A 23,439-nucleotide genomic window follows, 5' to 3' on the forward strand; every position below is an offset into this window, starting at 1 on the left:
ACACAGAGGAGAGCACCATGACCGCGACCTACACGTTCGACGTCTTCAGCAGCCTCGACGGCTTCGGCACGGCCACCGGTGACTGGACCGGATACTGGGGCAAGCAGGGCCCCGAGCTGCTCGAACACCGCCTCGGCCACTATGCCGAGCCGCAGCGCATGGTGTTCGGGGCCAACACCTACCGGGCGTTCGTCGGGCTGCTCAGCTCCGACGTCGAGGAGGCCGTGCACGACCCGTGGGTCACCCGGATGGTGAACCTGCCCGCCACGATCGTGTCGTCCACGCTCAAGGAGGCCCCCGACTGGCCGGACGCGACAGTGGTCGACGGGGACGCCGTCGAGGTGGTGGCCCGGCTCAAGGAGGAGTCAGACGTGCCCCTGCGCTCGCACGGCAGCCTGTCGCTGAACCGCGCGCTGATGAAGGCCGGCCTGGTCGACTTCGTGCAGATCAGCGTCTTCCCGGTCATCACCGGCCGCAACGGCCAGGACCCCATCTTCCGCGGCGCCGAGGACTTCGACCTGGAACTCGTCGAAAGCAAACTCCTCGACGGCCGCACCCACGAACTCACCTACCGCCCGACCCTCCACGGCTGAGCGCGGCGAGGGCGCACGCCTCGTCTACGTCGGACGTGTCGCCGCTGACGCCGAGGGCGCCGGTGAGGTGGCCGGTCTCGTCGTGGATCAGGATGCCGCCGGCGGCGGGGGCCAGGTGGCCGTGTGTGACGGCGGCCAGGGAGGTGAAGAAGGCGGGTTGCTTTTCGGCGCGGGTGGCTATGTCGCGGGAGGACATGCCCATGCCCAGGGCGCCGTACGCCTTGGCGGTGGCGATCTCGACGCGCAGGATGCCGGCGCCGTCCTCGCGTTTGACCACCACGGGGTGGCCGCCGGCGTCGAGAACTACCACGGCCAGCGGGGCGGCGCCGAGCGTACGGGCGTGGGCCAGGGTCGCGTCGGCCAGGCGGTCGGCTTCCGTGAGGTTCATCGGCCCTCCTCCAGCACCTCGAGCAGGGCGGCGGCGTCGGCGTCGGCCCAGCCCGTCGCGGCGGCCCGTTCGTAGAGGGGGAGCGTGGCGTCCAGAACCGGGGTGGGGACGTGCAGCGAGCCGGCCAGTTCGCGTACGAGGGAAACGTCTTTGAGAAACATGGAGACCTTGGCGGTGGCCGGTCGGTAGGCCCGCTCGACCATCAGAGGGCCGCGCTTGTCGAAGATGACCGAACCGCCGGCGCCGTCGCGGACCGTGTCGTAGAGGACCGCCGGGTCAAGGCCGGCCGCCACGCCCAGCGCGAACGCCTCGGCCGTGGACGCGTTGTGGATCGAGACGAGCAGGTTGGCCACCAGCTTCATGCGGGTGCCGTCGCCGAACGGGCCCAAATGCCGTACGGAGCGGGCGAACGCCTCCATGACCGGGCGGGCCGTCTCGAACGCGTCCTGGTCGCCGCTGCCCAGCACGACCAGGTCGCGCACGCGGGCCTGGGCGCCGGTGCCGCTGATCGGGCAGTCGAGCAGCTCGCCGGCCACCAGCGAGCGGCACTGCTCCTTCACGGCCAGCGACAGGGTCGAGGTCTCGACGACGATCTTCGCGGCGGACAGGGACCGGCAGACTGTCAGCGCCGCCTCGGCGGTGGGCAGCGAGGTCACCACGATGTCGGCGGCCAGCGCGGAAGGGTCGGGAGCGGACCGGCCGCCGATGGCGACCAACGCCGAGACGGCCTGCGGGGACACGTCGGTGCCGATCACGTCGAAGCCGGCGTCGAGCAGGTGGCCGGCGATCGCCGACCCCATGATGCCGAGGCCGACCACGCCGACCGTCTTCGCTGTCGTCATCGGGCCACCGTAGGACGCCGCCAAGGACGGGGGAGTGTCGCTCGCCGTCAGTGCGGGACCGCGGGACTGCTGTGCGGCGGGAGTCGTTACGGCGTACGGGAAATCTAGGCTTTTCGCACCCGAACGGAAGGAGCGGTGCCGTGCGCCTCGTCGACCTGTCACAGGACATCTACCAGGGGATGCAGGTCTACCCCGGGCACTTGAAGACCGTGGTGTTCGACCACGCGACGCACGAGGAGACGGCGCTGCGCTTCGTGGGCGGCTTCTCGTTCCAGACCAAGGGTTTCATGATGAACGACAACGGGCCGACCCATGTCGACTCGTTCTCGCATCTCGACCCCCACCCGTCGGCCGAGACCATCGACCAGATGTCGCTCGACCTGTTCTACGGTCCCGCCGTCTGCCTGGACGTCTCGCACGTCGAGGCCCACCAGGACATCACGGCCGAGCACCTGGACGCGGCGCAGGAGGCGGCCGGGCTGACCGTCGAGACCGGCGACATCCTGCTGCTGCACACCGGGACCCACGGCCGGTACGCCGGCACGGCCCGCTACCTGACCGACTTCCCGGGGCTGGGCGAGACCGGCAGCGAGTGGATCGTCCAGCACGGCGTGAAGACGTTCGGCGTCGACAGCCCGACCCCCGACAACCCGGTCAGCAAGTCGTACCCGTGCCACATGATGTGCCGCCGCCACCACATCACCCACTACGAGAACCTGACGAACCTCGACCAGCTGATCGGCAAGCGGTTCACGTTCTCCGGCTTCCCGCTCAAGGTGATCGGCGCCCACGGCGGCCCGACCCGCGCGGTGGCGCTGCTGGACGAGGACGCATGACCGACCGCGTACGGGGCCGGACCGCGCTGGTCACCGGGGCCGGTAACGGCCTGGGGCGGGCGATCGCGCTCGCCCTGGCCGCGCGGGGCGCCCGGGTGATCGCGGTCGGCCGCAACCGGGACCGTCTCGAGGCCATCGGCGGCGTAGAAGCAGCTGTCGCTGATATCTCCGACCCGGCCGGCGTGGATGCGTTGGCGGCCCGATATCCGGACGTCGACATCCTGATCAACAACGCCGGCGTCCCCGGCCCGGTGGCCGCGCTGACCGATATCGAACCCGACGAGTGGGACGAGGTCTTCGCGGTCAACGTGCGCGGCACCTACCTGATGTGCCGCGCGTTCCTGCCGGCCATGGTCGAGCGGGGCGCGGGCGACGTCATCAACGTGGCCTCGGTCAGCGGCAAACGACCCCTGATCCGCCGTACGCCGTACACCGCCAGCAAGATGGCCGTGATCGGCTTGACGCGGACCCTCGCGTACGAGGTGGGCCCCGCGGGCGTGTCGGTGAACTCGCTCTCACCCGGGCCGGTCGACGGGCCCCGGATGACCCGGAACTTCCGGCTCGAGGCCGAGCGGACGGGGGTCACGTACGAGGAAGCGGAGGAGGCCTTCGTGTCCCGCGCGGCCCTGCACCGCATGCTGACCGAGGACGAGGTGGCCGACGCCGTCATCGCGATGCTGCACATGCCGGGCCTGTGCGCGGCCGACATCGACCTGTCGGCGGGCATGGTCGCACCGTAGGCGATAGCGTGCCGGTGTGGATCGAGACCTTCATGCCGCCCGTGACCTGGCCGCCGAGCTCGCCGTCCGGGCCGGTCGGCTGCAGCTGGACAGGCGGAGCACCCTGAAGATGGGCGCGCCCAAGGCACACGCCAACGACGTGGTCTCCGACGTCGACATCGCCAGCGAGGAACTCATCGTGGACGCGATCCACGCCGCCTGGCCCGACGACGCGATGCAGGCCGAGGAGGGCCACGGCAGGGCGGGTTCGAGCGGCTGGAGCTGGGTGATCGACCCGCTCGACGGCACGCGCAACTACGTCAGCCGTACGGGGCCCTGGTCGGTCTGTGTCGCACTTTATGAGGGTGACGAGGCCCAGGTGGCCGTCGTGCACGAGCCCGTGGCGGGCGAGACGTTCAGCGCCGTCGACGGCGGGGGAGCGTTCCTCAACGGCGAGCGGCTCCCGGTGCCGGCGGGCGCGACGCTCGACAAGGCGCTGGTCGGGGTGAGCTTCCAGCCCAACCCGGCCACCAAGGAGCGCGCGGCCCGGGTCGTCCGCGAGCTGCTGCCGGTCTCCGGCGACATCCGGCGCCTGCCCGCGGCCCTCAACCTGGTCTATCAGGCCGCCGGCCGGCTCGACGGCGGCTTCTGCCTCGACACGAACCTGTGGGACATCGCGGCCGGCGCCCTGATCGCCCGCGAGGCCGGCGTCGTGCTGGGCGGACACGGCCCCGAGTTCACCACCGAACTGACGATCGGCGCCGCCCCGGCACTGTGGGACGACCTGGCCGCGCGGATCCGCGCCATCGGCATCGACCACACCTGACCGGCGTTGCCGATCGATTGCCGGGCTTGAGAGGATCTCGGTCATGTCGCTGACTCGCCGTCACCTCCTGGGCGCTGGAACTGCCGCCCTCGCCGCCACCGTCACGGGCTGCGGCCGCAGCGCCAGTGGGTGGATCGACGGGCAGAGCAGCGGGGGCACGGGGGGCGGGGCGGCCGCGGCCCCGGCCTATGTGGCCCCGCTCAAGGCCGTGCTCACGAAATACTTGAAGCCGACCACGGCCAACCCCAAACACCCGACGTACGCCGGGGCCGCGCTGGTCGTGATGGTCAACAACTCGACGACGGTGAACCTCGCGGTCGGGCACGCCCTGCGCTACGGGGCCGGTCCGGTCGAGCTGGCCGCGGCCAAGCGGGTCGCGATGCGCACCGACTCGATCTTCGATCTGGCCTCGCTGACCAAGGTGTACGTCGCGATCGCGCTGCTCCAGCAGGTCGACAAGGGCAAGGTCGACCTGGACGCGCCGGTGGTCCGCTACCTGCCCGGGTTCACCGGCGCCGGCAAGGACAAGGTCACCGTACGGATGCTGCTGACCCACACGAGCGCCCTGCCGGTCGGCGCCACCGGGGTCAAGGGCCTGTCCGTCGCCGCCCAGCGGGCGAAGGTGCTGGCCACTCCGTTGATCGGTGGGGTGGCCCCGGGCAAGTCGTATCGCTACTCCAGTGTCGGGCTGATGGTGGCGGGCCAGCTCGTCGAAAAGGTCACCGGCCTGAGCCTCGAGGCGGCCGTCAAGAGCGGCATCACCGTGCCGCTGGGCCTGACCTCCTCGCTGGGCTTCAACCCGCGCAAGTGGCTCAGCGCGTCGACGCTGGCCACCCGGATGGCCGCCACCGACGCCCGGACGTCCCGCGGCCTGCTGCGCGGGGTGGTCCACGACGACATCGCGGCCCAGATGGGCGGCGTGATCGGCAGCGCCGGCCTGTTCGGCACCGCCCGCGACGTGGCCCTGACCGGTCAGATGCTGCTGGCCGGCGGTGTCTACGGCGGCAAGCGCCTGCTCTCGGCCGCGCTCGTCAAGGAGATGCTGACCAACCACAACGCCGGCCTGCCCGCGGTCGACCCGGAGCGGCAGGGCCGCCCCTCCGACCACGGCCTCGGGGTGACGCTGCGCCAGCCCTGGTTCATGGGCGCGTTGTCGTCGCCCACGAGCTTCGGCCACACCGGTTTCACGGGCACGTCACTGCTGGTCGTCCCGCAGCGCAAGCTGGTGCTGTCGCTGATGACCAACCGCGCCCACCCGAACTGGAGCTGGGCCAACCCCGACCCGATGCGCGCCGAGATCGCCAGCACCCTCGCCAAGCACCTCTAATTAGGTGAATGACCGGACGTAGGCCAGCGCGGCATTCATCGACGCCCGCAGCGGGGCCGCGGTGCGCAGCGTCTGGCTCAGCAGGTTGCCGCCCTGCAGGGCCGTGAGCAGGGCCATCGACAGCTCGTCGAGGTTGGCCTCGGGGCGCAGGTCGCCACGCTCGCGCATCGTCCCCAGGCCGTCGTGCAGCACGGACTGCCAGCGCAGGAACGCCTGGCACAGATCCTCGCGGGCCTGGTCGTCGGTCGGGCCCAGCTCGCCGGCCAGGGCGGTCAGCGAGCAGTCGCCCCGGCCGCTGTTGCGCTCCTGATGCTCGACCGCGGCGTCGGCCCAGGCCCGCAGCGCGTCGAAGCTGTCCAGGGCGCCCATGATCGGCTGGCCCGGGACGAGCGGCGCCTCGGCCTGCCGCGTGATGACCGCCCTGATCAGGGCCTGCTTGCTGTCGAAGTAGTGATAGAGCTGCGACCCGCCGATGCCGGCCGCCTTGCGCACATCCTCGGTGCTGGTGCCGGCCACCCCGCGCTGGGCGATGAGCTCGGCCGCCGCCTCCAGGATGCGCTCCCGGGTCGCCTGTCCTTTGCGGGTCAACGTCACGCCACGAGCCTAGCCGATTGGGTTGCGCGACCCAAAAAGCTGCGTTACAAATTGGGTCGACCAACCCAGAATGGAGTCGTCATGTCTGACCTAGCAGGGAAAACGGCCTTGGTGACCGGCGCGACGGCGGGCATCGGCCGCGCCGTGGCGATGCGTCTCGCCGAGCACGGAGCCGAGGTCGTAGTGCACGGCCGCGATGCGGTGCGCGGGGCCGAGTTGGTGTCCGCGATCGCCGACAAGGGCGGACGGGCCCGGTTCGTCGCCGCCGATCTGTCGGCCGCCGAGGACGTCGAGCGGCTGGCTCGCGACGCCGGCCCGGTCGACATCCTGGTCAACAACGCCGGGATCTACGAGTTCGCCACCACCCCCGGCACCAGCGCGGAGAGCTTCGACCGGCACCTGGCGATCAACACGCGGGCGCCGTTCCAGCTCGTGGCGGCGCTGGCGCCCGGCATGGTCGCCCGTGGCCGGGGCGCCGTCGTCAACGTCAGCTCGACCGCCGCCACCATAGTCGCGCCGGTCGGGGCGGCCTACGGCGCGTCCAAGGCGGCCCTCGAGACGCTGACCCGCTATTGGGCGACAGAGTTCGGCGGCGCCGGGCTGCGGGTCAACGGTGTCTCGTCGGGCCCGGTGCGCACGCCGGGGACGGAACCGATGCTCGAGGCCTTCCCCGACGCCATGGATCAGACGAACGCCCGCGGCCGGATCGGCGACCCGGAGGAGATCGCCGACGTCGTGCTGTTCCTGGTCGGCGAGAGCAGCAGCTATGTCAACGGCGCCGTGGTCAGCGTGCACGGCGGCGAGCGCAGCCTACTCCCGGGGTAGGCGCTCGAGCTGTCCACTGCGGGCCGACCGGGTGATCGCCTCGAACGTGTCGGCGTTGGCCAGCATTTCCCCGTACGGGACGGGATAGGCGGCCCGCCCCTCGGCCGCGGCGGCGAACGCCTCCAGGTTGGCGCGCACGGACGGGTGCGGCGGGTAGAACTCGGTCGACGGCTCGCTGCCGCGCAAGGTGGTGGTCACGTCCCAGCCGCGGGGCAGCTCGGGATGATTGCGGTCGCGGATCTCCAGCCAGCCCCGCGAGCCCATCACGGCCACCCGCCCGACGAAGGGGGTCGTCAGCACGGCCGTGATCAGCGCGGTGCGCCCGCCCTCGAAGCCCAGCGTGACCGTCAGCGTGTCGCCGTTCGCGAACTCCGTCGCCAGCGTGCCCAGCCGCGCCCACACCTCGACCGGGCGCCCGAACACGGCGATGGCCAGGTCGACCAGGTGGATGCCGGTCGCCGACAACGGTCCCACCGGCGCGTCGGTCGCGGACAGCCGCCAGTTGTCGGCGGGCAGGGCGAGGAACTTGTCCTGGCTGAAGTTGCCCTCCAACACCAGCGGGACGCCGAGGTCGCCGTGGCCGCACATGTCGCGCAGCAGCTGCACGGCCGGCTCGAAGCGCCGTTCGTGACCGATACCCAGCTGCACGCCGGCCTTCTCGACGGCGGCGATCGCGTCCCGGGCCTCGGCCCCGCTCGTGGTCAACGGCTTCTCGCAGAACACATGCCTGCCCGCGCCCGCCGCGGCGACGATCTGCTCGGCGTGGCGGGCGTGCGGCGTACAGAGAATGACCGCCTCGACCTCGTCGTCGGCCAGCGCGTCCGCGAAGGCGGCGGCGGTCCGAACCCCGGTGATCTTCCTCCGGGCCTCCGCCGACGGGTCCACTCCCAGCACCACGCGGATCTCCGCGCTCCCGTCCAGGTCGGCGACGATCTTCTGGCCCCACCATCCGAGGCCCACCACGGCTGCGTTGATCACAGGCAAAGTCAAACCCGTGCGCCCGTACGGGGCACTGACGCGAGCCGTCACCGTCGCGCTCGACAGTGACGGGGCCGGACACTCCGTACGGGAGTTCGCCGTTATTCGATGGCCCCATGGACGCAGCGCATTTCCGGCACGTCGTCGGGCACCTCGCGAGCGGGGTCACCGTCATCACGACCGACGCCGGTGACCTCCGGTACGGCATGACCGCGAGCTCGGTGACGTCGCTGTCGGCCGACCCGCCGATGATGCTCGCCTGCCTCAACAACGCCGTGCCGACGGCCGAGGCGGTCACTGCCTCGGGCCGGTACGCCGTCAACGTGCTCGGTGACGGTCAGGGGGAGCTTGCCCGCCAGTTCGCCTCGCCGAGCCCGGACAAGTTCCGCGGCGTCGCCGTGCACCCCGGAACGTTGGGGCTGCCGCTGCTCAGTGACGCGCTGGCCCACATCGAATGCGAGGTCGTCGAGCGGGTCACCGGGGGCACCCACACCATCTTCCTGGGGCACGTACGGTCCGCGACCGCCGGCAACGGTCAGCCCCTCACGTACTTTCGGGGTGGGTTCGGGCGGTTCGCCTTCGCCAAGGACGACGAGGTCTACGGGCGGGCGCGGGAGCTGGTGCTGAGCCGCGCCTACCCGGCCGACACGGCCCTGCCGCTGGAGGATCTGGCGGCCCGGCTCGAGGTCGACGATGCGGCGGCTTTCTATGCGCTGACCCGGCTTTCGTCCGACGGTCTGGTGCGGCGGGATGCCGATCGGGGGTACGTGATCGCGCCGCTCGACGTGCGGACCTCGGACGAGACCTTTGACGCCCGGCTTGCTGTCGAGCTGGGTGTGCTGGCGCTGGCCCTGGACCATGTCACCGATGACGAAGTGGCCGAACTGAACCGCCGCTTCGACACCATGGCCGCGTTGTTGGTGGGGGAGCGGTTCGTCGACTTCCACGGGTATTTGGACGCCAACTACGCGATGCATGAGTATTTGGTGTCGCTGGCCGGCAATCCGTTGCTGACCAACACTTTCGGCCGGCTGGGGATCAAGAACGTGATGACCCGCTCGTTCGGTGTGACACCGGAGACATCGCAGAAGTTCGTCGAAGCCCAGGGTCGGCTGGTGCACGGCGTCGCCACCCGCAATCCGGACGCGGCTCGGCGCGGGGCCGTCGAATATTGCGAGCTGGCCAAGGAGCGGGTCCGCGAGATCCTGACGTCGAACGGCGGGCGAATCTGACCGCGGCACCGCGCCGGCGGACGGATCGGACCGCCGCACCGAAAGAGAGCCGCACCGACCCCGGGACCATGATCAAGTCGACCCCAGTTCCCGCCCTCCCAGGGGGCCTCCGCCACCGCCGATTCTACCGATCCGCGGCGATCTTCATGGGATGGCCTGTGGATAACCTTCGATTGTGGATAACGGCGGTGGCGGCCCGAAGAGCTGGCACGATGGCGGTGCTGAAAGGAGGCACCAAGCCCCGTGGGGGAATCGAGTCGGGCCCGTGCGCGGTCGGCATTCTTAGCGGCTTGCGCGTGCTGGTTGCGGTCTGGCGGTAGCCGGCTCGTGCGGCGATCGGCGGTCTGGCAGTGGGCGATTCGCTTGCTCGCGGCGATCGGCGGTTTGGCGGTGGGCGATTCGCTTGCTCGCGGCGATCGGCGGTTTGGCGGTGGGCGGTTCGCTTGCGCGCGGCGGCCGACGGTCTGGTGCGCGCGGCGGCCGACGGTCTGGCGGTAGGCGGCTCGTCTGGGCGCGGCGGTTTGGCGGTGCGCGGTTCGTTCGCGTGCGGCGATCGGCGGACTGGCGGTCGGCGGTTCGCTTGCGCGGGGGCGGGCGGTCTGGCGGTGGGCGACCCGTCTGCGCGCGGCGGCGGGCGGACTGGCGGTAGATGGCTCGTCTGCGCGCGGCGTTGGGCGGCCGGCGGTTTGGCGGTGGGCGCGGTGGGCGGTTCATTTGCGCGCGGCGATCGGTGGGGGCGGCCAGGTCTGCGGGCGCGGAGCGGCCGGGCGGTGACCTGCGGCCGCCGGGGTCGTAGGCGTTTGGCGGCGACGGAACGAGGCGTGGGCGCGACGAGGCCTCAGTCCCAGACGACGACGTTGCGGCGTACGGGGGTGGAACCGTCGTTGGAGGCGAACAACTGCGGCGACTGCGCGCGGATGCGCTCGACGTCGTCGAACACCGCGCGCAAGTGAGTGCGCATGGCGGCCCGGGCAGCGGTCAGATCCCCTGTGCGGACGGCGTCGAGAATGGCTCGGTGCTGTGCGGCGTTCAGTGTGGGCGGTGAAGCCTCGTGCAGCCCCAGCCGGCGGGCCCGATCCAGGTGCCCCTTGGCCGCGCTGACCGTGGCCCACGCTGCCCCATGACCGCTCAGTTGCAGCAGCCCGTGGTGGAACTCCTCGTCGAGGGCGAAGAACTCCTCGAGGTCGATGCCGGGTCGATCCTGGGCGCTCAGATTCGCGTCCAGTGCGGCCAGCAGCGCCGGGTCGAGGACCGTCGGCAGGTCGTCGAGGGCGGTCAGTTCCACGGCTTCGCGCAGGAATTGGGCGTCGGCCACGCGGACCGGGTCGACGCGGGAGACGAATGAGCCGACCTTGGGGAAGACCTGGATCAGGCCCTCCTCGGCCAGCAGAATCAGACTTTCCCGTACGGGTGTGCGCGAAACGCCCAGCGCCGCGGCGAGTTCGTTCTCGCTCACGGGGGCTCCGGGCTGCAGTTCCATGGTGAGGACCTTGCGCCGCAGTGTCGCGTAGACGGTCTGCCGATTCGTTCCTGCCACGGTGACCAAGCATAGGGCCTTGACATCCTGCGCGACCGCAGCTTGTATACAAGCACACGCACACAAGACATCCGCCCGTAACGGAGGAGTGATCCGATGGCAACGATCGAGCGCGTCGAGGTGCTGGTGACGTCGCCGGGCCGCAACTTCGTGACGGTGCGGGTCACCACGTCCGACGGGGTCACCGGGCTGGGCGACGCCACGCTCAACGGCCGCGAGCTGGCCGTCGCCTCCTACCTGCGGGATCACCTGGTTCCGCTGCTGATCGGGCGCGACCCGGCCCGCATCGAGGACACCTGGCAATACCTCTACAAGGGCGCCTACTGGCGGCGCGGCCCGGTCACCATGACCGCGATCGCCGCGATCGACGTCGCCCTGTGGGACATCAAGGGCAAGCAGGCCGGGCTGCCGGTCTATCAGCTGCTCGGCGGGCGCTCGCGGGACGGCGTTCTCGTCTACTGCCACGCCAGCGGCGGGAGCGTCGACGAACTGCTCGACGACGTAGCGGCGTACACGGAAAAGGGTTTCAAGGCGATCCGGGCCCAGGCCGCCGTGCCCGGGCTCAGCGGCAGCTACGGGGTGCGCAAGGGCACGTTCTACGAGCCGGCGTCGACCGCGCTGCCCGACGAGCAGGCGTGGAGCACCGAGGCCTACCTCGACTTCGCGCCGGGCTATCTGGGCAAGGTGCGCGAGAAGTTCGGCTTCGGCTTCCACCTGCTGCACGACGTGCACCACCGGCTCACCCCGATCGAGGCGGCCCGGTTCGGCAGGAGCGTCGAGGACGTGCGGCTGTTCTGGATGGAGGACCCGACGCCGGCCGAGAATCAGGAGGCGTTCCGGCTCATCCGGCAGCACACGACGACCCCGATCGCGACGGGCGAGGTGCTCAACTCGATCTGGGACGTGCAGACGCTGATCACCGAGCAGCTCATCGACTACGTGCGCACCACGGTCGTGCACGCCGGGGGCATCACGCACCTGCGGCGCATCTTCGACCTGGCCGCGCTCTATCACGTGCGTACGGGCTCGCACGGGGCCACCGACCTGTCCCCGGTGACCACCGCGGCGGCCGTGGCGGTCGACATCTCGGTGCCCAACTTCGGCATCCAGGAGCACATGGGGCACACCCCCGAGACGTACGAGGTCTTCCGCGGCACACCTCGGCTTGAGGACGGCATGCTGTTGCCGTCGGAGGAGCCGGGCCTGGGCATCGAGTACGACGACGAGGCGGCCGCCAGATTCCCGTACGACCCGAAGTATCTGCCCGTGGCGCGGCGCCTCGACGGCTCCGTGCACGACTGGTGACCGCGATGCAGCCCCGCGTCCTGCACTTCGGCCTCGGCAACTTCCACCGCGCCCACCAGGCCGTCTACACCGAGGCGGTCGGCAACGGGGAGTGGGGGATCGCCGCCGTCGCGCCCGGCAACCGCGAGACCGTGGCCAAGCTGCGCGCGCAGAACTGCGTCTACTCCGTGACCGTCCGCGGGCCGGGGGAGCCGCGGGTCAGCCTGTGCCGGGCGCTGACCGAGGCCAACCACCTGACCGACGATGCCGACCGGGTGGAAGCGCTCATCACCCACCCCGGCACCACGGTCATCACCTTGACGATCACCGAGAAGGGCTATTTCCGTACGCCGGAGGGCCGCCTCGACACGGCCGCACCCGAGATCGCGGCCGACCTCGCCGCCGGCACCGCCCGTACGGTGATCGGCGCCCTGGTCCGCGGCCTGACCGTGCGGCACCTGACCGGCGGCGCCCCGCTGACCGTCATCTCCTGCGACAACATGGCGGCCAACGGCTCGGCCCTGCACGGCGTGGTCCGCGAGTTCGCCGAGCTCTCCGGGGCCGGCGACGCGTTCCTGCAGTGGCTCGGCACCGCCGTCGCCTGGCCCTCGACCGTGGTCGACCGGATCGTGCCGGCCACCGTCCCCGGTGACGCCGACGCGGCGAGCGCGGCCCTCGGCGTACGGGATGAAGTGCCTGTCGCCGCGGAACCGTATCGCCTGTGGGTGCTCGAGGACGCGTTCGCCGCCGACCGCCCGCGCTGGGAGCTCGACGGCGCGCTGATCGTGCCCGACGTGACGCCGTACCAGTTGACGAAGTTGCGGCTGCTCAACGGCTCGCACTCCGCGCTGGCGTACCTGGGGCTGGCCGCCGGGCTGCAGACCGTGGCCGACACGATGGCCACCGACTGGGGCCCGAAGCTGGTGCGGCAGCTCGCCGACGAGGTGGCCCCGACCCTGCCGACGTTCGGTCCCAACCCGGCCGCGTACGCCGATGACCTCGTGACCCGGTTCGAGAACCCGTCGATCCGCCACTCGCTGCGCCAGATCTCGGCCGACGGCTCCCGCAAGCTCCCCGAGCGCTGGTTCGGCGTGCTCCGCGAGACCCGGTCGCCCGTGCTGGAACTGGCGCTGGCGGCCTGGGTGCACGCCACCCGCGACGCGGCCGACCCGCTCGCCACCGACCTGGCCCGAACCTGGGCCGAGCACCGCACCGCCCCCGAACTGGTCGCCGCGCAGCTGAGGCTTGTTGGCGCACCCGACCTCGCCGACCGCGCCGAGCTCGTACGCTCCGTTGCGGAGCGGCTGCCCGCCGTCCACGACGGGCGCATCGAAGTCTGACCGTTCTCTCTCCGACCACGGAGTGCCTCATGACCGACGTTTCCGAGCGGGCCACCCCCGTTCAACGCAGCACCAAGGACCTCACCCGGGCCGCCGTCTCCGGCTGGCTCGGCACGGCCATGGAGTTCATGGACTTCCAGCTGTATTCGCTGGCCGCCGCCATCGTCTTCAACCGCATCTTCTTCCCCGACGTCAGCCCGGCCATCGGCCTGATCGCGGCCATGGCCACGTACGGGGTGGGTTATGTGGCCCGGCTCGCCGGCGCCGTGTACTTCGGCCGGATGGGCGACCGGATCGGCCGCAAGAAGGTCCTGTTCATCACGATCACCATGATGGGCGCCTCGACCACGCTGATCGGCGTGTTGCCGACGTATCAGGCGATCGGCATCCTCGCGCCGATGCTGCTGGTGCTGCTGCGCCTGATCCAGGGCTTCGGGGCGGGCGCCGAGATCGCCGGCGCGACCGTCATGCTGGCCGAGTACGCCCCGCCCAAGAAGCGCGGCCTGATCGCCTCGCTGGTCTCGTTGGGCACCAACTCGGGCACGCTGGCCGCCTCGGGTCTGTGGGCCGTCCTGGTCGCCACGCTCTCCGACGAGCAGCTGCTCAGCTGGGGCTGGCGCCTGCCGTTCCTGCTCAGCTTCCTCCTGATGCTCTTCGCCGTGTGGATGCGGCGGAACCTCAAGGAGAGCCCGGTCTTCGAGAAGCGCGAGGCGGCGCCGGCCGCCAAGATTGAGACCGCCGCCCGGCAGCGTAAGGGCAAGTCCTTCTTCCTGGCCCTGGGCCTGCGCTTCGGTCAGGCCGGCAACTCCGGGCTCGTGCAGACGTTCCTGGTCGGCTACATCGCCACTGACCTGGCCGTGAGCAAGAGCGTGCCGACCACCTCGATCGTCTGGGGCTCGCTGCTCGGCTTCGCCACCGTGCCGCTGATCGGCCTGCTCGGCGATCGCGTCGGCCGCCGCCCGGTCTACATCGCCCTGTCGCTGATCACCATGATCTTCGCCGTGCCGATGCTGCTGCTGATCACCAGCGGCAGCACGGCCGGTCTGATGGCCGGCATGATCCTCGGCCTCAACGTGGGTGTGCTCGGACTGTTCTCGCTCGAAAGCGTCACGATGGCCGAATTGTTCGGTGCTCGCAATCGTTTCACCCAGCTTGCCTTGGCCAAGGAGATCGGCGGCATCCTGGCCACCGCCATCGGCCCGGTCACCGCGGCCGCGCTGACCGCGTGGACCGGGCACTGGTGGCCGATCGCCGCGATGCTCATCGTCTACTCCGCGATCACGCTCGTGTCGGCGCTGCTGGCGCCCGAGACGCGAGGTCGCGACCTGGTCAAGCTGGAGGACGCGGCATGAGGGCCGTCGTGGTTCATGGAGCTTCCGACGTACGGGTGGACGAGCTCGCTGTTTCCGAACCCGGGCCGGGCGAGGTGCTGGTGGCCGTCGAGTGGGGCGGGATCTGCGGGTCCGACGTGTCCTACTACGGTCACGCGGCTTCCGGTACGGCGGTGCTCAAGCACCCGCTGATTCTGGGCCACGAGATCGCCGGCCGGGTCGCGTCGGTCGGTGCCGATGTCACCGGTGACCTGGTTGGCCAGGCTGTCGCCGTGCACCCGTCGACGCCGATCGGCACGCTGCCCGCGCGGCTCGCCGGGCGGAACAACCTCAACACGCAGGTGCGCTACCTGGGGTCGGCGGCCTTCGATCCGCACACCGACGGCGGGTTCGCCGAGTCGGTCGTCGTGCGGGCTGACCAACTGCGGCCGCTGCCGCCCGGGGTGTCCACGCGGCATGGGGCGCTGGCCGAGCCGCTCGCCGTGGCCATGCACGCTGTCTCGCGGGAGCCGGTCGCCGGGCGGGAGGTGTTCGTCAACGGGGCCGGGCCGATCGGCTGCCTCGTCGTGGCGGCGCTCAAGCTGGCCGGGGCGGCATTCGTGACGGCGGCCGACGTCGCCGACGAACCGCTCGACATGGCCCAGGCCCTCGGCGCCGACCGGGTGCTCAACCTGCGCGCCGGCGATGAGCTCCCCGCGGACGCGGAACTCGTGTTCGAGGCCTCGGGTGTGCCCGCGGCCCTGGGCGGGGTGCTGCGGGCCACCGCCCGGGGCGGCACGCTCGTGCAGGTCGGCAACCTTCCCGGTGCGGCCACCCCGGCGGTGCTGGGCGACCTGGTGACCCGCGAGATCACGTGGATCGGGTCGTACCGCTTCGCCGATGAGATCACTGACGCCGTACGGGCGCTGGGGTCCGGTCTTGATCTGGAGCCGCTGATCTCGGCGACGTATGACCTGGCCGACGCGCCGGCCGCACTGGCCCGCGCGGCCCAGGGCGGCGGCGGCAAGGTGATGCTGCGGATCGGGGACGTGTGACTGCCCGAGTCGTGACTCTGGGCGAGACGATGGCGCTGGTCTCGGTGCCGGCCGACGGGCTGGTTCGGGGGCCGGCCCCGATCGGGCTGGGCGGCGCCGAGTCGAACGTCGCCATCGGCCTGGCCCGCCTGGGGACACCGGTGACCTGGATGAGCCGCCTCGGCGACGACGGGCTCGGCGCCTACGTCCGGCGCGAGATCCGGGCCGAGGGCGTGACGGTGCTGGCCGCGGCCGACCCGGACGCGCCGACCGGACTCATGGTCAAGGAACTGCGGCACGGTACGCCGTCACGCGTGCGCTACTACCGGTCCGGCTCGGCGGCCTCCCGCCTGACCCCGGACGACATCCCGGACGAGCTGATCGCCGCGGCCGACGTCCTGCACGTCACCGGGATCACGCCCGCCCTCGGCCCCGGCCCGCGCAAGACCGTCGAGCACGCTGTCGAGGTGGCCCGCGCGGCCGGGACGCTCGTGTCGCTCGACGTCAACCACCGCCGTACGTTGTGGACCGACGACGAGGCCCGCTCGGTGCTGACCACGCTGCTGCCGTCGGTCGACCTGCTCTTCGCCGGCGTCGAGGAGGCAACCATGCTGCTCGGCAGCCCGGGCCCGCAGCGGGACGAGTCGGAACTCGGCGCGGCGCTGGCCTCGTCAGGCCCGGCCACCGTCGTGATCAAGCTCGGGGAGCGGGGCGCGCTGGCCGTGTCCGCCGGTGAGCTTGTCCGCGCCGAGGCCTCGCCGCGCGTGGTTGTCGACCCGGTCGGCGCCGGTGACGCCTTTGTGGCCGGCTATCTGTCCGCACTCTGTGACGGCGGCGACGTGTCTCACTGCCTGGCCACCGGCAACCGCGCGGGCGGCCAGGTTGTTACTGTTCCCGGCGACTGGGAGGGCCTGCCCTTCGCCGCCGACCTGACCCCGCAAGCCGCATTCGCTGACGAGGTGATCCGATGAGCAGCCCGATCCTGCCCGTGGTGGTGCTGGACGACCCCGGCCAGGCCGTCCCGCTCGGCGAGGCGCTGCTCGCGGGTGGCATCGACAGCGTCGAGATCACGCTGCGCACCGCCGCCGGGCTCGAGGGCATCCGCCACGCCCGTACGGTCGAGGGCCTGCGCGTCGGGGCCGGCTCGGTGCTCACCCCGTCGCACGTCGATCAGGTCGTCGAGGCCGGCGCCGAGTTCATCGTCTGCCCCGGCCTGTCGGCGGCCGTGGTCGAACGCGCCCGCGAGCACGGGGTCGACATCCTCCCCGGCGTGGCCACCCCGTCCGAGCTGATGGCGGCGGTCGCTCTCGGGCTGGACGAGGTCAAGCTGTTCCCGGCCGGTCTGCTGGGCGGCCCGGCCTACATCGAGGCCCTGTCGGCCCCGTTCCCCGCCATGCGTTTCGTCCCCTCGGGCGGCGTCAGCCTGGCCACGCTGCGCGACTATCTGGCCGTGCCCGCCATCACGACCGTGAGCGGCACGTGGATGGTCGCCCGCAAACTGCTCGCCGCGGGTGACTGGGCCCGGGTGACCGCCCTGTCGGCGGAGGCGATCGCGGCCGTCTGAGGCTTCCTCTCCGCTTCACGACGGCGTCGATGAGAGTTCACAGCGCCTCCCGGCCGGTCCGCTTACGTGGTCCAGCGACACGCTTGGATATCCGGGAGGATCGATGCGAACTCGCCTGAAGGTCGCCGCCGTGCTCGGGCTGGTGGCCCTCACCCTCAATGCCGCGCCGGCCGGGGCTGCCGCGGCCGAGCCGCCCCTTCACACGGCCACGCTCGTGCGCGCCTACCCCGCGTTCGACGCCAACCAGGGCATCGCGGTGGACCGCAAATACTTCTACGCCGTCGACAACCGCAGCATCACCAAGCACGACCGGGCCACCGGCGAGCCGCTGCTGCAGTTCTACTCCGCCGCCGACGGCCCGCTCATCCACATGGACAGCGGCGTGGTCGTCGGGGACCGCCTCTACGCGGCGCACTCCAACTATGACGCGTCGCCGATGCAGAGCTCGGTCGAGGTCTACGACACCCGGACGATGCGGCACGTCGCCACGCACAGCATCGGGTTCTTCCCCGGCTCGCTGACCTGGCTCGACCGGCACGACGGCGCGTGGTGGGCCGGCTTCGCCAATTACGACGTCGTGCCCGACGGCGAGACCGAGCCGTACGGCGGCACCGCGAACACGCAGGTCGTCAAGCTGGACGACAAGTTCCGGGCGCTCGAGTCCTGGGCGATCCCACCGGCGATCCTCGACCGCTTCAAGCCGATGAGCAACTCGGGCGGCTCCTGGGGCCCGGACGGCCGGCTCTGGCTCACCGGCCACGACCTCGGCGAGGCGTACATAATGTCCGTGTCCCCGGCCGGCTCCCAGCTCACCTGGGTCGCTACGGTGACCCTGCCCGGCGTCGAGGGCCAGGGCATCGCCTGGGACCGCTCCGGACCCAAGCCGACGCTGTGGGCGATCAAGCGCTCGACGAAGCAGGCCCTCAGCTTCTCGGCCCCCTACAAGGCAATCACCACACCCGCCGGTCCGGGCTGGCGGGTCAACGGCCCGGGGGAGTTCCAGCCCTGAGGTGCCGGTCGAAGAAATCGGTGACGTAGTCCCAGGAGAGCTGGACGGGGCGGTCCTGGCCGGCGTGCCATTCGCGGGCGTCGGCGTTGATGGCGGGGTCGGTCAGGAAGCCGTTCCACTGGGCGTGGTGGCCGTTGGGCAGCAGCACCAGGGTGGCGTCGTGGGCGGCCTCGTAGAGCAGGCGGCCCTGTTGCCACGGGACCAGCGTGTCCTGCTGGCCGTGCAGGATCAGCAGCGGCGGGTCGGCCGGGGAGACGTACGAGATGGGGTTGGCCTTGGCGACCAGGTCGGGGCGGTCGGTGATCGGGTGGCCCAGCAGCAGCGACTCGGGGGAGCGCGGGTCGGCGTGGCAGTCGGTGAGGCCGAACGGCTCGTTGAACGGGCGGCAGTCGTCGAGCATCGACTCGTCCATGCGCAGGAAGTCGGTCGGGGGATAGAAGGCCACCGCCGCGCCTACGCCCTTGTCGGTGACGGCAGCCATCGCGGCCGTCCAGCCGCCCGAGGACTCGCCCATGATGCCGATCCGGGACGGGTCGAGGTGGAAGCGGGCGGCGTTGGCCCGCAGGAAGCGGATGGCGGATCGGATGTCGTTGAGCTGCCCGGGGAACTGGGCGTGGGCGCTGGACCGGATGGCCACGCCGGCCACCGCGTACCCGTGCGGGTTGAGCCGGGCCGCCACGACGTCGGCGCCGTCCCGGCCGTTCTCGCTCAGCCAGCCCGAGCCGTGCGACCAGATGATCAGCGGCGCCGGCTTGCCGGTCTTGCGGGGCAGGTAGAGATCGAGCAGATGCCCCTTGCTGCCGGCGGGCTCGGCCGGGGCGTACGCGATCCGCTTGATCACCCGGCCCCCGCCGGCGGCCGGTCCCGGGGCCGCGACCAGCACCGACACGGCCAGGCCAAGCCCGCCGATCACACCCAGAATTCGCCGCACGCCCTCATGGTGCGGTTCTCGTGCAAATCCGGAACATCCCCCGGAACGGTCGGAGCGCCTGCCTGAACGTCGTGTGACGGTCTCGTAACGGAGCGATCTCGGGCGTAGCTTGAGGACGGCAGGTCGGTCCCCAGCGGTGAGGAGCCACCATGAAGAAGCTCATCAACGATCCCGCGGACGTCATCTCCGACGCGCTGCACGGCCTCGCGGCCGCTCATCCGGAGCTGCGCGTCGACTTCGAGAATCGTGTCGTCGTGCGCGGCGATGCCCCCGTACGGGGAAAGGTCGGTCTGGTCTCGGGCGGCGGCTCGGGCCATGAGCCGTTGCACGCCGGCTTCGTCGGGGCGGGCATGCTCGACGCGGCCTGCGCCGGGGAGGTCTTCACCTCGCCCGTGCCCGACCAGATGGTGGCGGCGACCCAGGCCGTCGACGGCGGCGCCGGGGTGCTGCACATCGTCAAGAACTACACCGGCGACATCATGAACTTCGAGCTCGCGGCCGAGATGGTGGCGGCCGACCAGGGCACCGAGGTCGTCTCAGTGGTCGTCGACGACGACGTGGCCGTGCAGGACAGCCTCTACACGGCCGGGCGGCGCGGCGTCGGGGCGACCGTGCTGGTCGAGAAGATCGCCGGGGCCGCGGCCGAGCAGGGACGGCCCCTGGCCGAGGTGGCCGACGTCGCGCGCAAGGTCAACTCGTACGCGCGCAGCATGGGTCTTGCCCTGACCTCGTGCACGGTGCCTGCGGCCGGGCGCCCGACGTTCGACCTGCCCGACGACCAGATGGAGGTCGGCATCGGCATCCACGGCGAGCCCGGCCGCCGCCGCGTGCCCGTCGCGCCCGCCAACGAGATCGCCGAGATGCTGGTCAGCCCCATCCTGACCGACCTCGACTTCACCGGCGGCGACGGCGTGATCGCCTTCGTCAACGGGATGGGAGCCACCCCGCTGATCGAGCTGTACGTGATGTTCAACGAGGTCACGCAGCTGCTGGCCAAGAACGGCATCCCGGTCGCGCGCTCGCTGGTGGGGCCGTACATCACGTCGCTCGACATGGCCGGCTGCTCGGTCACGCTGCTCAAGGCCGACGACGAGCTGCTGCGATTGTGGGACGCCCCGGTCAACACCCCCGCCCTGCGACGCGGGGTCTGACGCCCGTGGACGCGACGGCTCTCACCGCCTGGCTCCGGGAGTTCGCCCGGCTGGTCGCGGAGAACAAGGACGAGCTCACCGCCCTCGACTCGGCGATCGGCGACGGCGACCACGGCGTCAACATGGACCGCGGCCTGACGGCGGTCGTGGCGGCGCTCGACGCGGAACCGCCGGAGACGCCGTCGGCGCTGTTCAAGAAGGTCGGCATGACCCTGATCAGCAAGGTCGGCGGGGCCAGCGGGCCGCTCTACGGCACGGCTTTCCTGCGCATGTCCGCGGCGGCCGACGCGGAGCTCGACGGGCCCGGGTTCGCCAAGGTGCTGCGGGCCGGTCTCGACGGGGTGGTCGCCCGGGGCAAGGCCGCGCCGGGCGACAAGACGATGATCGACGCGCTGGCCCCGGCCGTTGACGCGCTCGATGCCGCGTTCGCCTCCGGGGCCGGCTTGGCGGACGCGTTCAGCGCCGCTTCCGAGGCCGCCGCGCGGGGCCGCGAGGCGACTGTTCCGCTGGTCGCGCGGAAGGGGCGGGCCAGCTATCTGGGGGAGCGGAGCGCCGGGCATCCGGATCCGGGCGCGACCTCGGTGACCCTGCTGATGCGGGCCGCGGCGTCGACCTTGGGTGCCGCCGGATGACGGTCGGGCTGGTGGTGGTCTGTCACAGCCGGCCGCTGGGCCGGGCCGCGGCAGCCCTGGCGTCCGAGATGACGCAGGGGCGGCCGGTGGCCATTTCGGTCGCGGCCGGGCTCGATGAGGGGACGTTCGGCACGGACGCGGTGGCCATTAGCGAAGCCATGACGGCGGCGGACGACGGCGACGGCGTGGTGGTGCTGATGGACCTCGGCAGTGCCGTGCTGTCGGCGGAGACGGCCCTCGAACTGCTGGACGACGAGCAGCGGGAGCGGGTTGTGCTGTGCCCGGCGCCGCTGGTCGAGGGGCTGGTGGCCGCGGCGGTCACGGCGGGGACGGGCGGTTCGCGGGAGGAGGTGGCGGCGGAGGCGCTGTCCGGACTGGCCGGGAAGGAAGCTCATTTCGGAACGTCAGCGCCGGCCGAGGCGGGGGACGGGTCGGCGGTCGTGCGGGTGCTCAATCCGCACGGGTTGCATGCCCGGCCGGCGGCTCGGCTGGTCACCGAGATGCGGTCGTTCGACGCGGTGGTCGAGGTGCGCAATGTGACGACTGGGTCGGGGTGGGTGCCGGCATCGAGCCTGACCCGGGTGACGACCTTGGGGGCGTTGGCGGGGCACGAATTGGCCGTACGGGCTTCGGGGGCTCAGGCGCGGGCGGCTGTTGAGGGGTTTGTGAGGTTGGCGGCGGACGCGTTCGGCGAGGTCACCGAGGTTTTGGCTGACCCGCGCGAGCGTTATGTCAACCACCCCACAACAGGACCCGCCCTCCACCGGGGGGCCTCCACCTCGCACCATTATCGCGTGTCGGGGGGATCTCTGCCGGAGGCCTGTGGACAAGCGGGGATTGTGGATAACTCCGACGTCGCCGGTGGATCTGCTAAAGCGACCGGCGGCGCGGGGGACACCGAGCGACTGCTCTCCGGGGCTCCCTCATCGCCGGGCATAGCCGTAGGCCCGGCGATCCGCCTTCACGAGCAGCCCCTGCAAATCCCCGACGAGCCGTTCCAGGGCACCGAGGCCGAGCAACGCCGCCTCGACGAGGCCCTGACGGCCGCACACCGCGAGATCGGCCAGTTGAGCGGCGACATCTTCGCGGCCCACGTCGTCCTGCTCGAAGACGCCGCCCTGCTCGACGACGCCCGGGCTCAAATCGCGCAGGGGCTCACGGCTCCCCGGGCGTGGCGCGCGGCAACCGACCGAGCCGCGGGCGAGTTCGACGCCCTGCTGGACCCCTACCTGCGAGCCCGCGCCGAGGACGTACGGGCGGTCTCGACCCAGGTCCTCCGAGCCCTCCTCGGCGTCCCGCCCGCCACGGTCGACGGCGATGGCATCCTGCTGGCCGACGACCTGACCCCGGCCCAGGCCGCCACCCTCGACCCCACCCGCGTCGCCGGCGTAGTGCTGGCCAAGGGCAGCCCCACCTCGCACGCCGCGATCCTGCTGCGCACCCGGGGCATCCCCGCGGTGGTCGGCGCCGGCCCCGTCGAAGCCAAGGTGATCGCCCTGGACGGCAGCACCGGCGAGGTGGTCGCCGATCCTGCCCCGGAGGTCCTGGCCGACTTCCACCAGCGGGCCGAGCGGCAGAAAGCCTCCCGCGACAACGCTCGCGCCAACGCTGCGAAACCGGCGGTAACGACAAAAGGCGTCACGATCCACGTAGGCGCCAACATCGGCTCCGTCGAGGAGGCCCGAGCCGCCGCCGAGAACGGCGCTGACCTGGCCGGCCTGGTCCGCACCGAATTCCTCTTCCTCGGCCGCGACGAGGCGCCGAGCGAGGACGAGCAGGTCGCCGTCTACCGCGCGATCGCCGACGCCCTCGGCGGCCGCCCCATCATCCTGCGCACCCTCGACGCCGGCAGCGACAAGCCACTCCCTTATCTGCCCGCGCCGCAAGAGGCCAACCCCTTCCTGGGCGTACGGGGGATCCGCCACTCCCTGGCCCACCGCGAGATGTTCGCCGAGCAGCTCCGGGCGATCGTCCGGGTGGCCCGCGAGACCCCCGTCAGCGTGATGTTCCCGATGATCACCAAGGTCGAGGAGCTGATCGAGGCGCGCCGGCTGCTGGGCGACGTCCCGGGCCTGAGAGTCGGCATGATGGTCGAGGTGCCCGCGGCCGCGCTCCGGGCGTCCGATTTCACCCCGTACGTGGATTTCTTCTCCATCGGCACCAACGATCTGACCCAATACACGCTGGCTGCCGAGCGCGGCAATGCCGACCTGCTGGCCCTGTCGAGCGGGCTCGACCCGGCAGTTGAGCTGCTGATTCAGAACGTCTGCCGGGCCGCCGGCGAGAAAACAAAGGTGGCGGTCTGTGGCGAGCTGGCCGCGGACGAGGCCGTGGTGCCGCGGCTGCTGGCGGCCGGCGTACAGGAGCTCAGCGTGGCCCCGGCGCTGGTGCCGCTGACCAAGCAGGCCGTCCGAGCCACGTGACCGAAGGCTCACCTCGGCGCCGCCGCTGGGAACTGTCGTACCGGTGAGAGAGGATGGGTCCAGG

At 71.4% G+C, this 23,439-nt stretch carries 23 protein-coding genes; 17 read left to right on the forward strand and 6 right to left on the reverse strand.

Going from position 1 to position 23,439, the window contains the following annotated elements:
- Window positions 1–17: 17 nt before the first annotated feature.
- On the forward strand, window positions 18–593 hold the full coding sequence (locus tag JKJ07_RS30000; RefSeq protein ID WP_202995226.1) for a dihydrofolate reductase family protein: 576 nt from the start codon (window positions 18–20) through the stop codon (window positions 591–593).
- Here the strand turns inward: JKJ07_RS30000 and JKJ07_RS30005 are convergent.
- Both JKJ07_RS30005 and JKJ07_RS30010 read right to left on the reverse strand, forming a co-directional pair.
- The gene (locus JKJ07_RS30005; RefSeq protein ID WP_202995227.1) at window positions 565–981 is read right to left on the reverse strand and encodes a GlcG/HbpS family heme-binding protein; all 417 of its coding nucleotides are present in this window, start codon (window positions 979–981) and stop codon (window positions 565–567) included. The two genes, JKJ07_RS30000 and JKJ07_RS30005, sit on opposite strands and share 29 nt — an antisense overlap.
- Entirely contained in the window at window positions 978–1,823 is an 846-nt protein-coding gene (locus JKJ07_RS30010) for an NAD(P)-dependent oxidoreductase (RefSeq protein WP_202995228.1), read from the reverse strand. The genes JKJ07_RS30005 and JKJ07_RS30010 overlap by 4 nt, the downstream gene beginning before the upstream one ends.
- A gap of 140 nt (window positions 1,824–1,963) precedes the next feature.
- Between JKJ07_RS30010 and JKJ07_RS30015 the strand changes: the two genes are divergently transcribed.
- The 4 genes from JKJ07_RS30015 to JKJ07_RS30030 are packed head-to-tail and all read left to right on the forward strand — an operon-like array spanning window position 1,964 to window position 5,531.
- Window positions 1,964–2,659, forward strand: a complete 696-nt coding sequence (locus tag JKJ07_RS30015; protein ID WP_202995229.1) for a cyclase family protein — start codon at window positions 1,964–1,966, stop codon at window positions 2,657–2,659.
- Complete coding sequence (locus JKJ07_RS30020) at window positions 2,656–3,399, forward strand: SDR family NAD(P)-dependent oxidoreductase (RefSeq protein ID WP_202995230.1); 744 nt, start codon at window positions 2,656–2,658, stop codon at window positions 3,397–3,399. Before JKJ07_RS30015 ends, JKJ07_RS30020 begins: the two co-directional genes overlap by 4 nt.
- Window positions 3,400–3,415: 16 nt before the next feature.
- On the forward strand, window positions 3,416–4,204 hold the full coding sequence (locus JKJ07_RS30025) for an inositol monophosphatase family protein (RefSeq protein WP_202995231.1): 789 nt from the start codon (window positions 3,416–3,418) through the stop codon (window positions 4,202–4,204).
- A gap of 43 nt (window positions 4,205–4,247) precedes the next feature.
- Entirely contained in the window at window positions 4,248–5,531 is a 1,284-nt protein-coding gene (locus JKJ07_RS30030; protein WP_202995232.1) for a serine hydrolase domain-containing protein, read from the forward strand.
- Here the strand turns inward: JKJ07_RS30030 and JKJ07_RS30035 are convergent, their stop codons facing one another.
- On the reverse strand, window positions 5,532–6,125 hold the full coding sequence (locus tag JKJ07_RS30035; RefSeq protein WP_202995233.1) for a TetR/AcrR family transcriptional regulator: 594 nt from the start codon (window positions 6,123–6,125) through the stop codon (window positions 5,532–5,534).
- Between the two features lie 81 nt (window positions 6,126–6,206).
- Between JKJ07_RS30035 and JKJ07_RS30040 the strand changes: the two genes are divergently transcribed.
- The gene (locus tag JKJ07_RS30040) at window positions 6,207–6,950 is read left to right on the forward strand and encodes an SDR family NAD(P)-dependent oxidoreductase (RefSeq protein WP_202995234.1); all 744 of its coding nucleotides are present in this window, start codon (window positions 6,207–6,209) and stop codon (window positions 6,948–6,950) included.
- Here JKJ07_RS30040 and JKJ07_RS30045 read toward each other — a convergent pair.
- A complete protein-coding gene (locus tag JKJ07_RS30045; RefSeq protein ID WP_202995235.1) occupies window positions 6,936–7,928 on the reverse strand; it encodes a Gfo/Idh/MocA family protein in 993 nt (330 codons plus the stop codon). The genes JKJ07_RS30040 and JKJ07_RS30045 overlap by 15 nt on opposite strands.
- 116 nt (window positions 7,929–8,044) lie before the next feature.
- On the opposite strand from JKJ07_RS30045, the gene JKJ07_RS30050 reads away from it, so the two are divergent.
- Window positions 8,045–9,160 carry a flavin reductase gene (locus JKJ07_RS30050; RefSeq protein WP_202995236.1) on the forward strand — a complete coding sequence of 372 codons (1,116 nt, stop codon included), beginning with the start codon at window positions 8,045–8,047 and terminating at the stop codon, window positions 9,158–9,160.
- Window positions 9,161–9,998: 838 nt separating this feature from the next.
- Here JKJ07_RS30050 and JKJ07_RS30055 read toward each other — a convergent pair.
- Window positions 9,999–10,697, reverse strand: coding sequence for a GntR family transcriptional regulator (locus tag JKJ07_RS30055; RefSeq protein WP_202995237.1), 699 nt, complete (start codon window positions 10,695–10,697; stop codon window positions 9,999–10,001).
- Between the two features lie 96 nt (window positions 10,698–10,793).
- Between JKJ07_RS30055 and manD the strand changes: the two genes are divergently transcribed.
- The 7 genes from manD (at window position 10,794) to JKJ07_RS30090 (ending at window position 18,238) form a co-directional block, all read left to right on the forward strand.
- Window positions 10,794–12,002, forward strand: a complete 1,209-nt coding sequence (gene manD / locus JKJ07_RS30060) for a D-mannonate dehydratase ManD (RefSeq protein WP_202995238.1) — start codon at window positions 10,794–10,796, stop codon at window positions 12,000–12,002.
- A gap of 5 nt (window positions 12,003–12,007) precedes the next feature.
- Window positions 12,008–13,321, forward strand: a complete 1,314-nt coding sequence (locus JKJ07_RS30065) for a mannitol dehydrogenase family protein (RefSeq protein WP_236030195.1) — start codon at window positions 12,008–12,010, stop codon at window positions 13,319–13,321.
- 29 nt (window positions 13,322–13,350) lie between these two features.
- A complete protein-coding gene (locus tag JKJ07_RS30070; RefSeq protein WP_202995240.1) occupies window positions 13,351–14,673 on the forward strand; it encodes an MFS transporter in 1,323 nt (440 codons plus the stop codon).
- A complete protein-coding gene (locus JKJ07_RS30075; protein WP_202995241.1) occupies window positions 14,670–15,686 on the forward strand; it encodes an L-idonate 5-dehydrogenase in 1,017 nt (338 codons plus the stop codon). Before JKJ07_RS30070 ends, JKJ07_RS30075 begins: the two co-directional genes overlap by 4 nt.
- A complete protein-coding gene (locus tag JKJ07_RS30080) occupies window positions 15,683–16,636 on the forward strand; it encodes a sugar kinase (RefSeq protein ID WP_202995242.1) in 954 nt (317 codons plus the stop codon). Before JKJ07_RS30075 ends, JKJ07_RS30080 begins: the two co-directional genes overlap by 4 nt.
- A complete protein-coding gene (eda, locus tag JKJ07_RS30085; protein WP_202995243.1) occupies window positions 16,633–17,229 on the forward strand; it encodes a bifunctional 4-hydroxy-2-oxoglutarate aldolase/2-dehydro-3-deoxy-phosphogluconate aldolase in 597 nt (198 codons plus the stop codon). Before JKJ07_RS30080 ends, eda begins: the two co-directional genes overlap by 4 nt.
- A 103-nt stretch (window positions 17,230–17,332) precedes the next feature.
- Window positions 17,333–18,238 carry a YncE family protein gene (locus tag JKJ07_RS30090; protein WP_202995244.1) on the forward strand — a complete coding sequence of 302 codons (906 nt, stop codon included), beginning with the start codon at window positions 17,333–17,335 and terminating at the stop codon, window positions 18,236–18,238.
- Here the strand turns inward: JKJ07_RS30090 and JKJ07_RS30095 are convergent.
- Window positions 18,210–19,169 carry an alpha/beta hydrolase gene (locus tag JKJ07_RS30095; protein WP_202995245.1) on the reverse strand — a complete coding sequence of 320 codons (960 nt, stop codon included), beginning with the start codon at window positions 19,167–19,169 and terminating at the stop codon, window positions 18,210–18,212. The two genes, JKJ07_RS30090 and JKJ07_RS30095, sit on opposite strands and share 29 nt — an antisense overlap.
- A 149-nt stretch (window positions 19,170–19,318) precedes the next feature.
- Between JKJ07_RS30095 and dhaK the strand changes: the two genes are divergently transcribed.
- Genes dhaK through ptsP form a run of 3 tightly spaced genes read left to right on the forward strand, consistent with a single transcriptional unit; the run spans window position 19,319 to window position 23,375 of the window.
- A complete protein-coding gene (gene dhaK, locus JKJ07_RS30100; protein WP_202995246.1) occupies window positions 19,319–20,320 on the forward strand; it encodes a dihydroxyacetone kinase subunit DhaK in 1,002 nt (333 codons plus the stop codon).
- A gap of 5 nt (window positions 20,321–20,325) precedes the next feature.
- On the forward strand, window positions 20,326–20,952 hold the full coding sequence (gene dhaL, locus JKJ07_RS30105) for a dihydroxyacetone kinase subunit DhaL (RefSeq protein ID WP_202995247.1): 627 nt from the start codon (window positions 20,326–20,328) through the stop codon (window positions 20,950–20,952).
- Complete coding sequence (gene ptsP / locus JKJ07_RS30110; protein ID WP_202995248.1) at window positions 20,949–23,375, forward strand: phosphoenolpyruvate--protein phosphotransferase; 2,427 nt, start codon at window positions 20,949–20,951, stop codon at window positions 23,373–23,375. Before dhaL ends, ptsP begins: the two co-directional genes overlap by 4 nt.
- Window positions 23,376–23,439: the final 64 nt, after the last annotated feature.

The sequence above is a fragment of the Paractinoplanes lichenicola genome (assembly GCF_016785085.1).
Lineage (GTDB): Bacteria > Actinomycetota > Actinomycetes > Mycobacteriales > Micromonosporaceae > Actinoplanes > Actinoplanes lichenicola.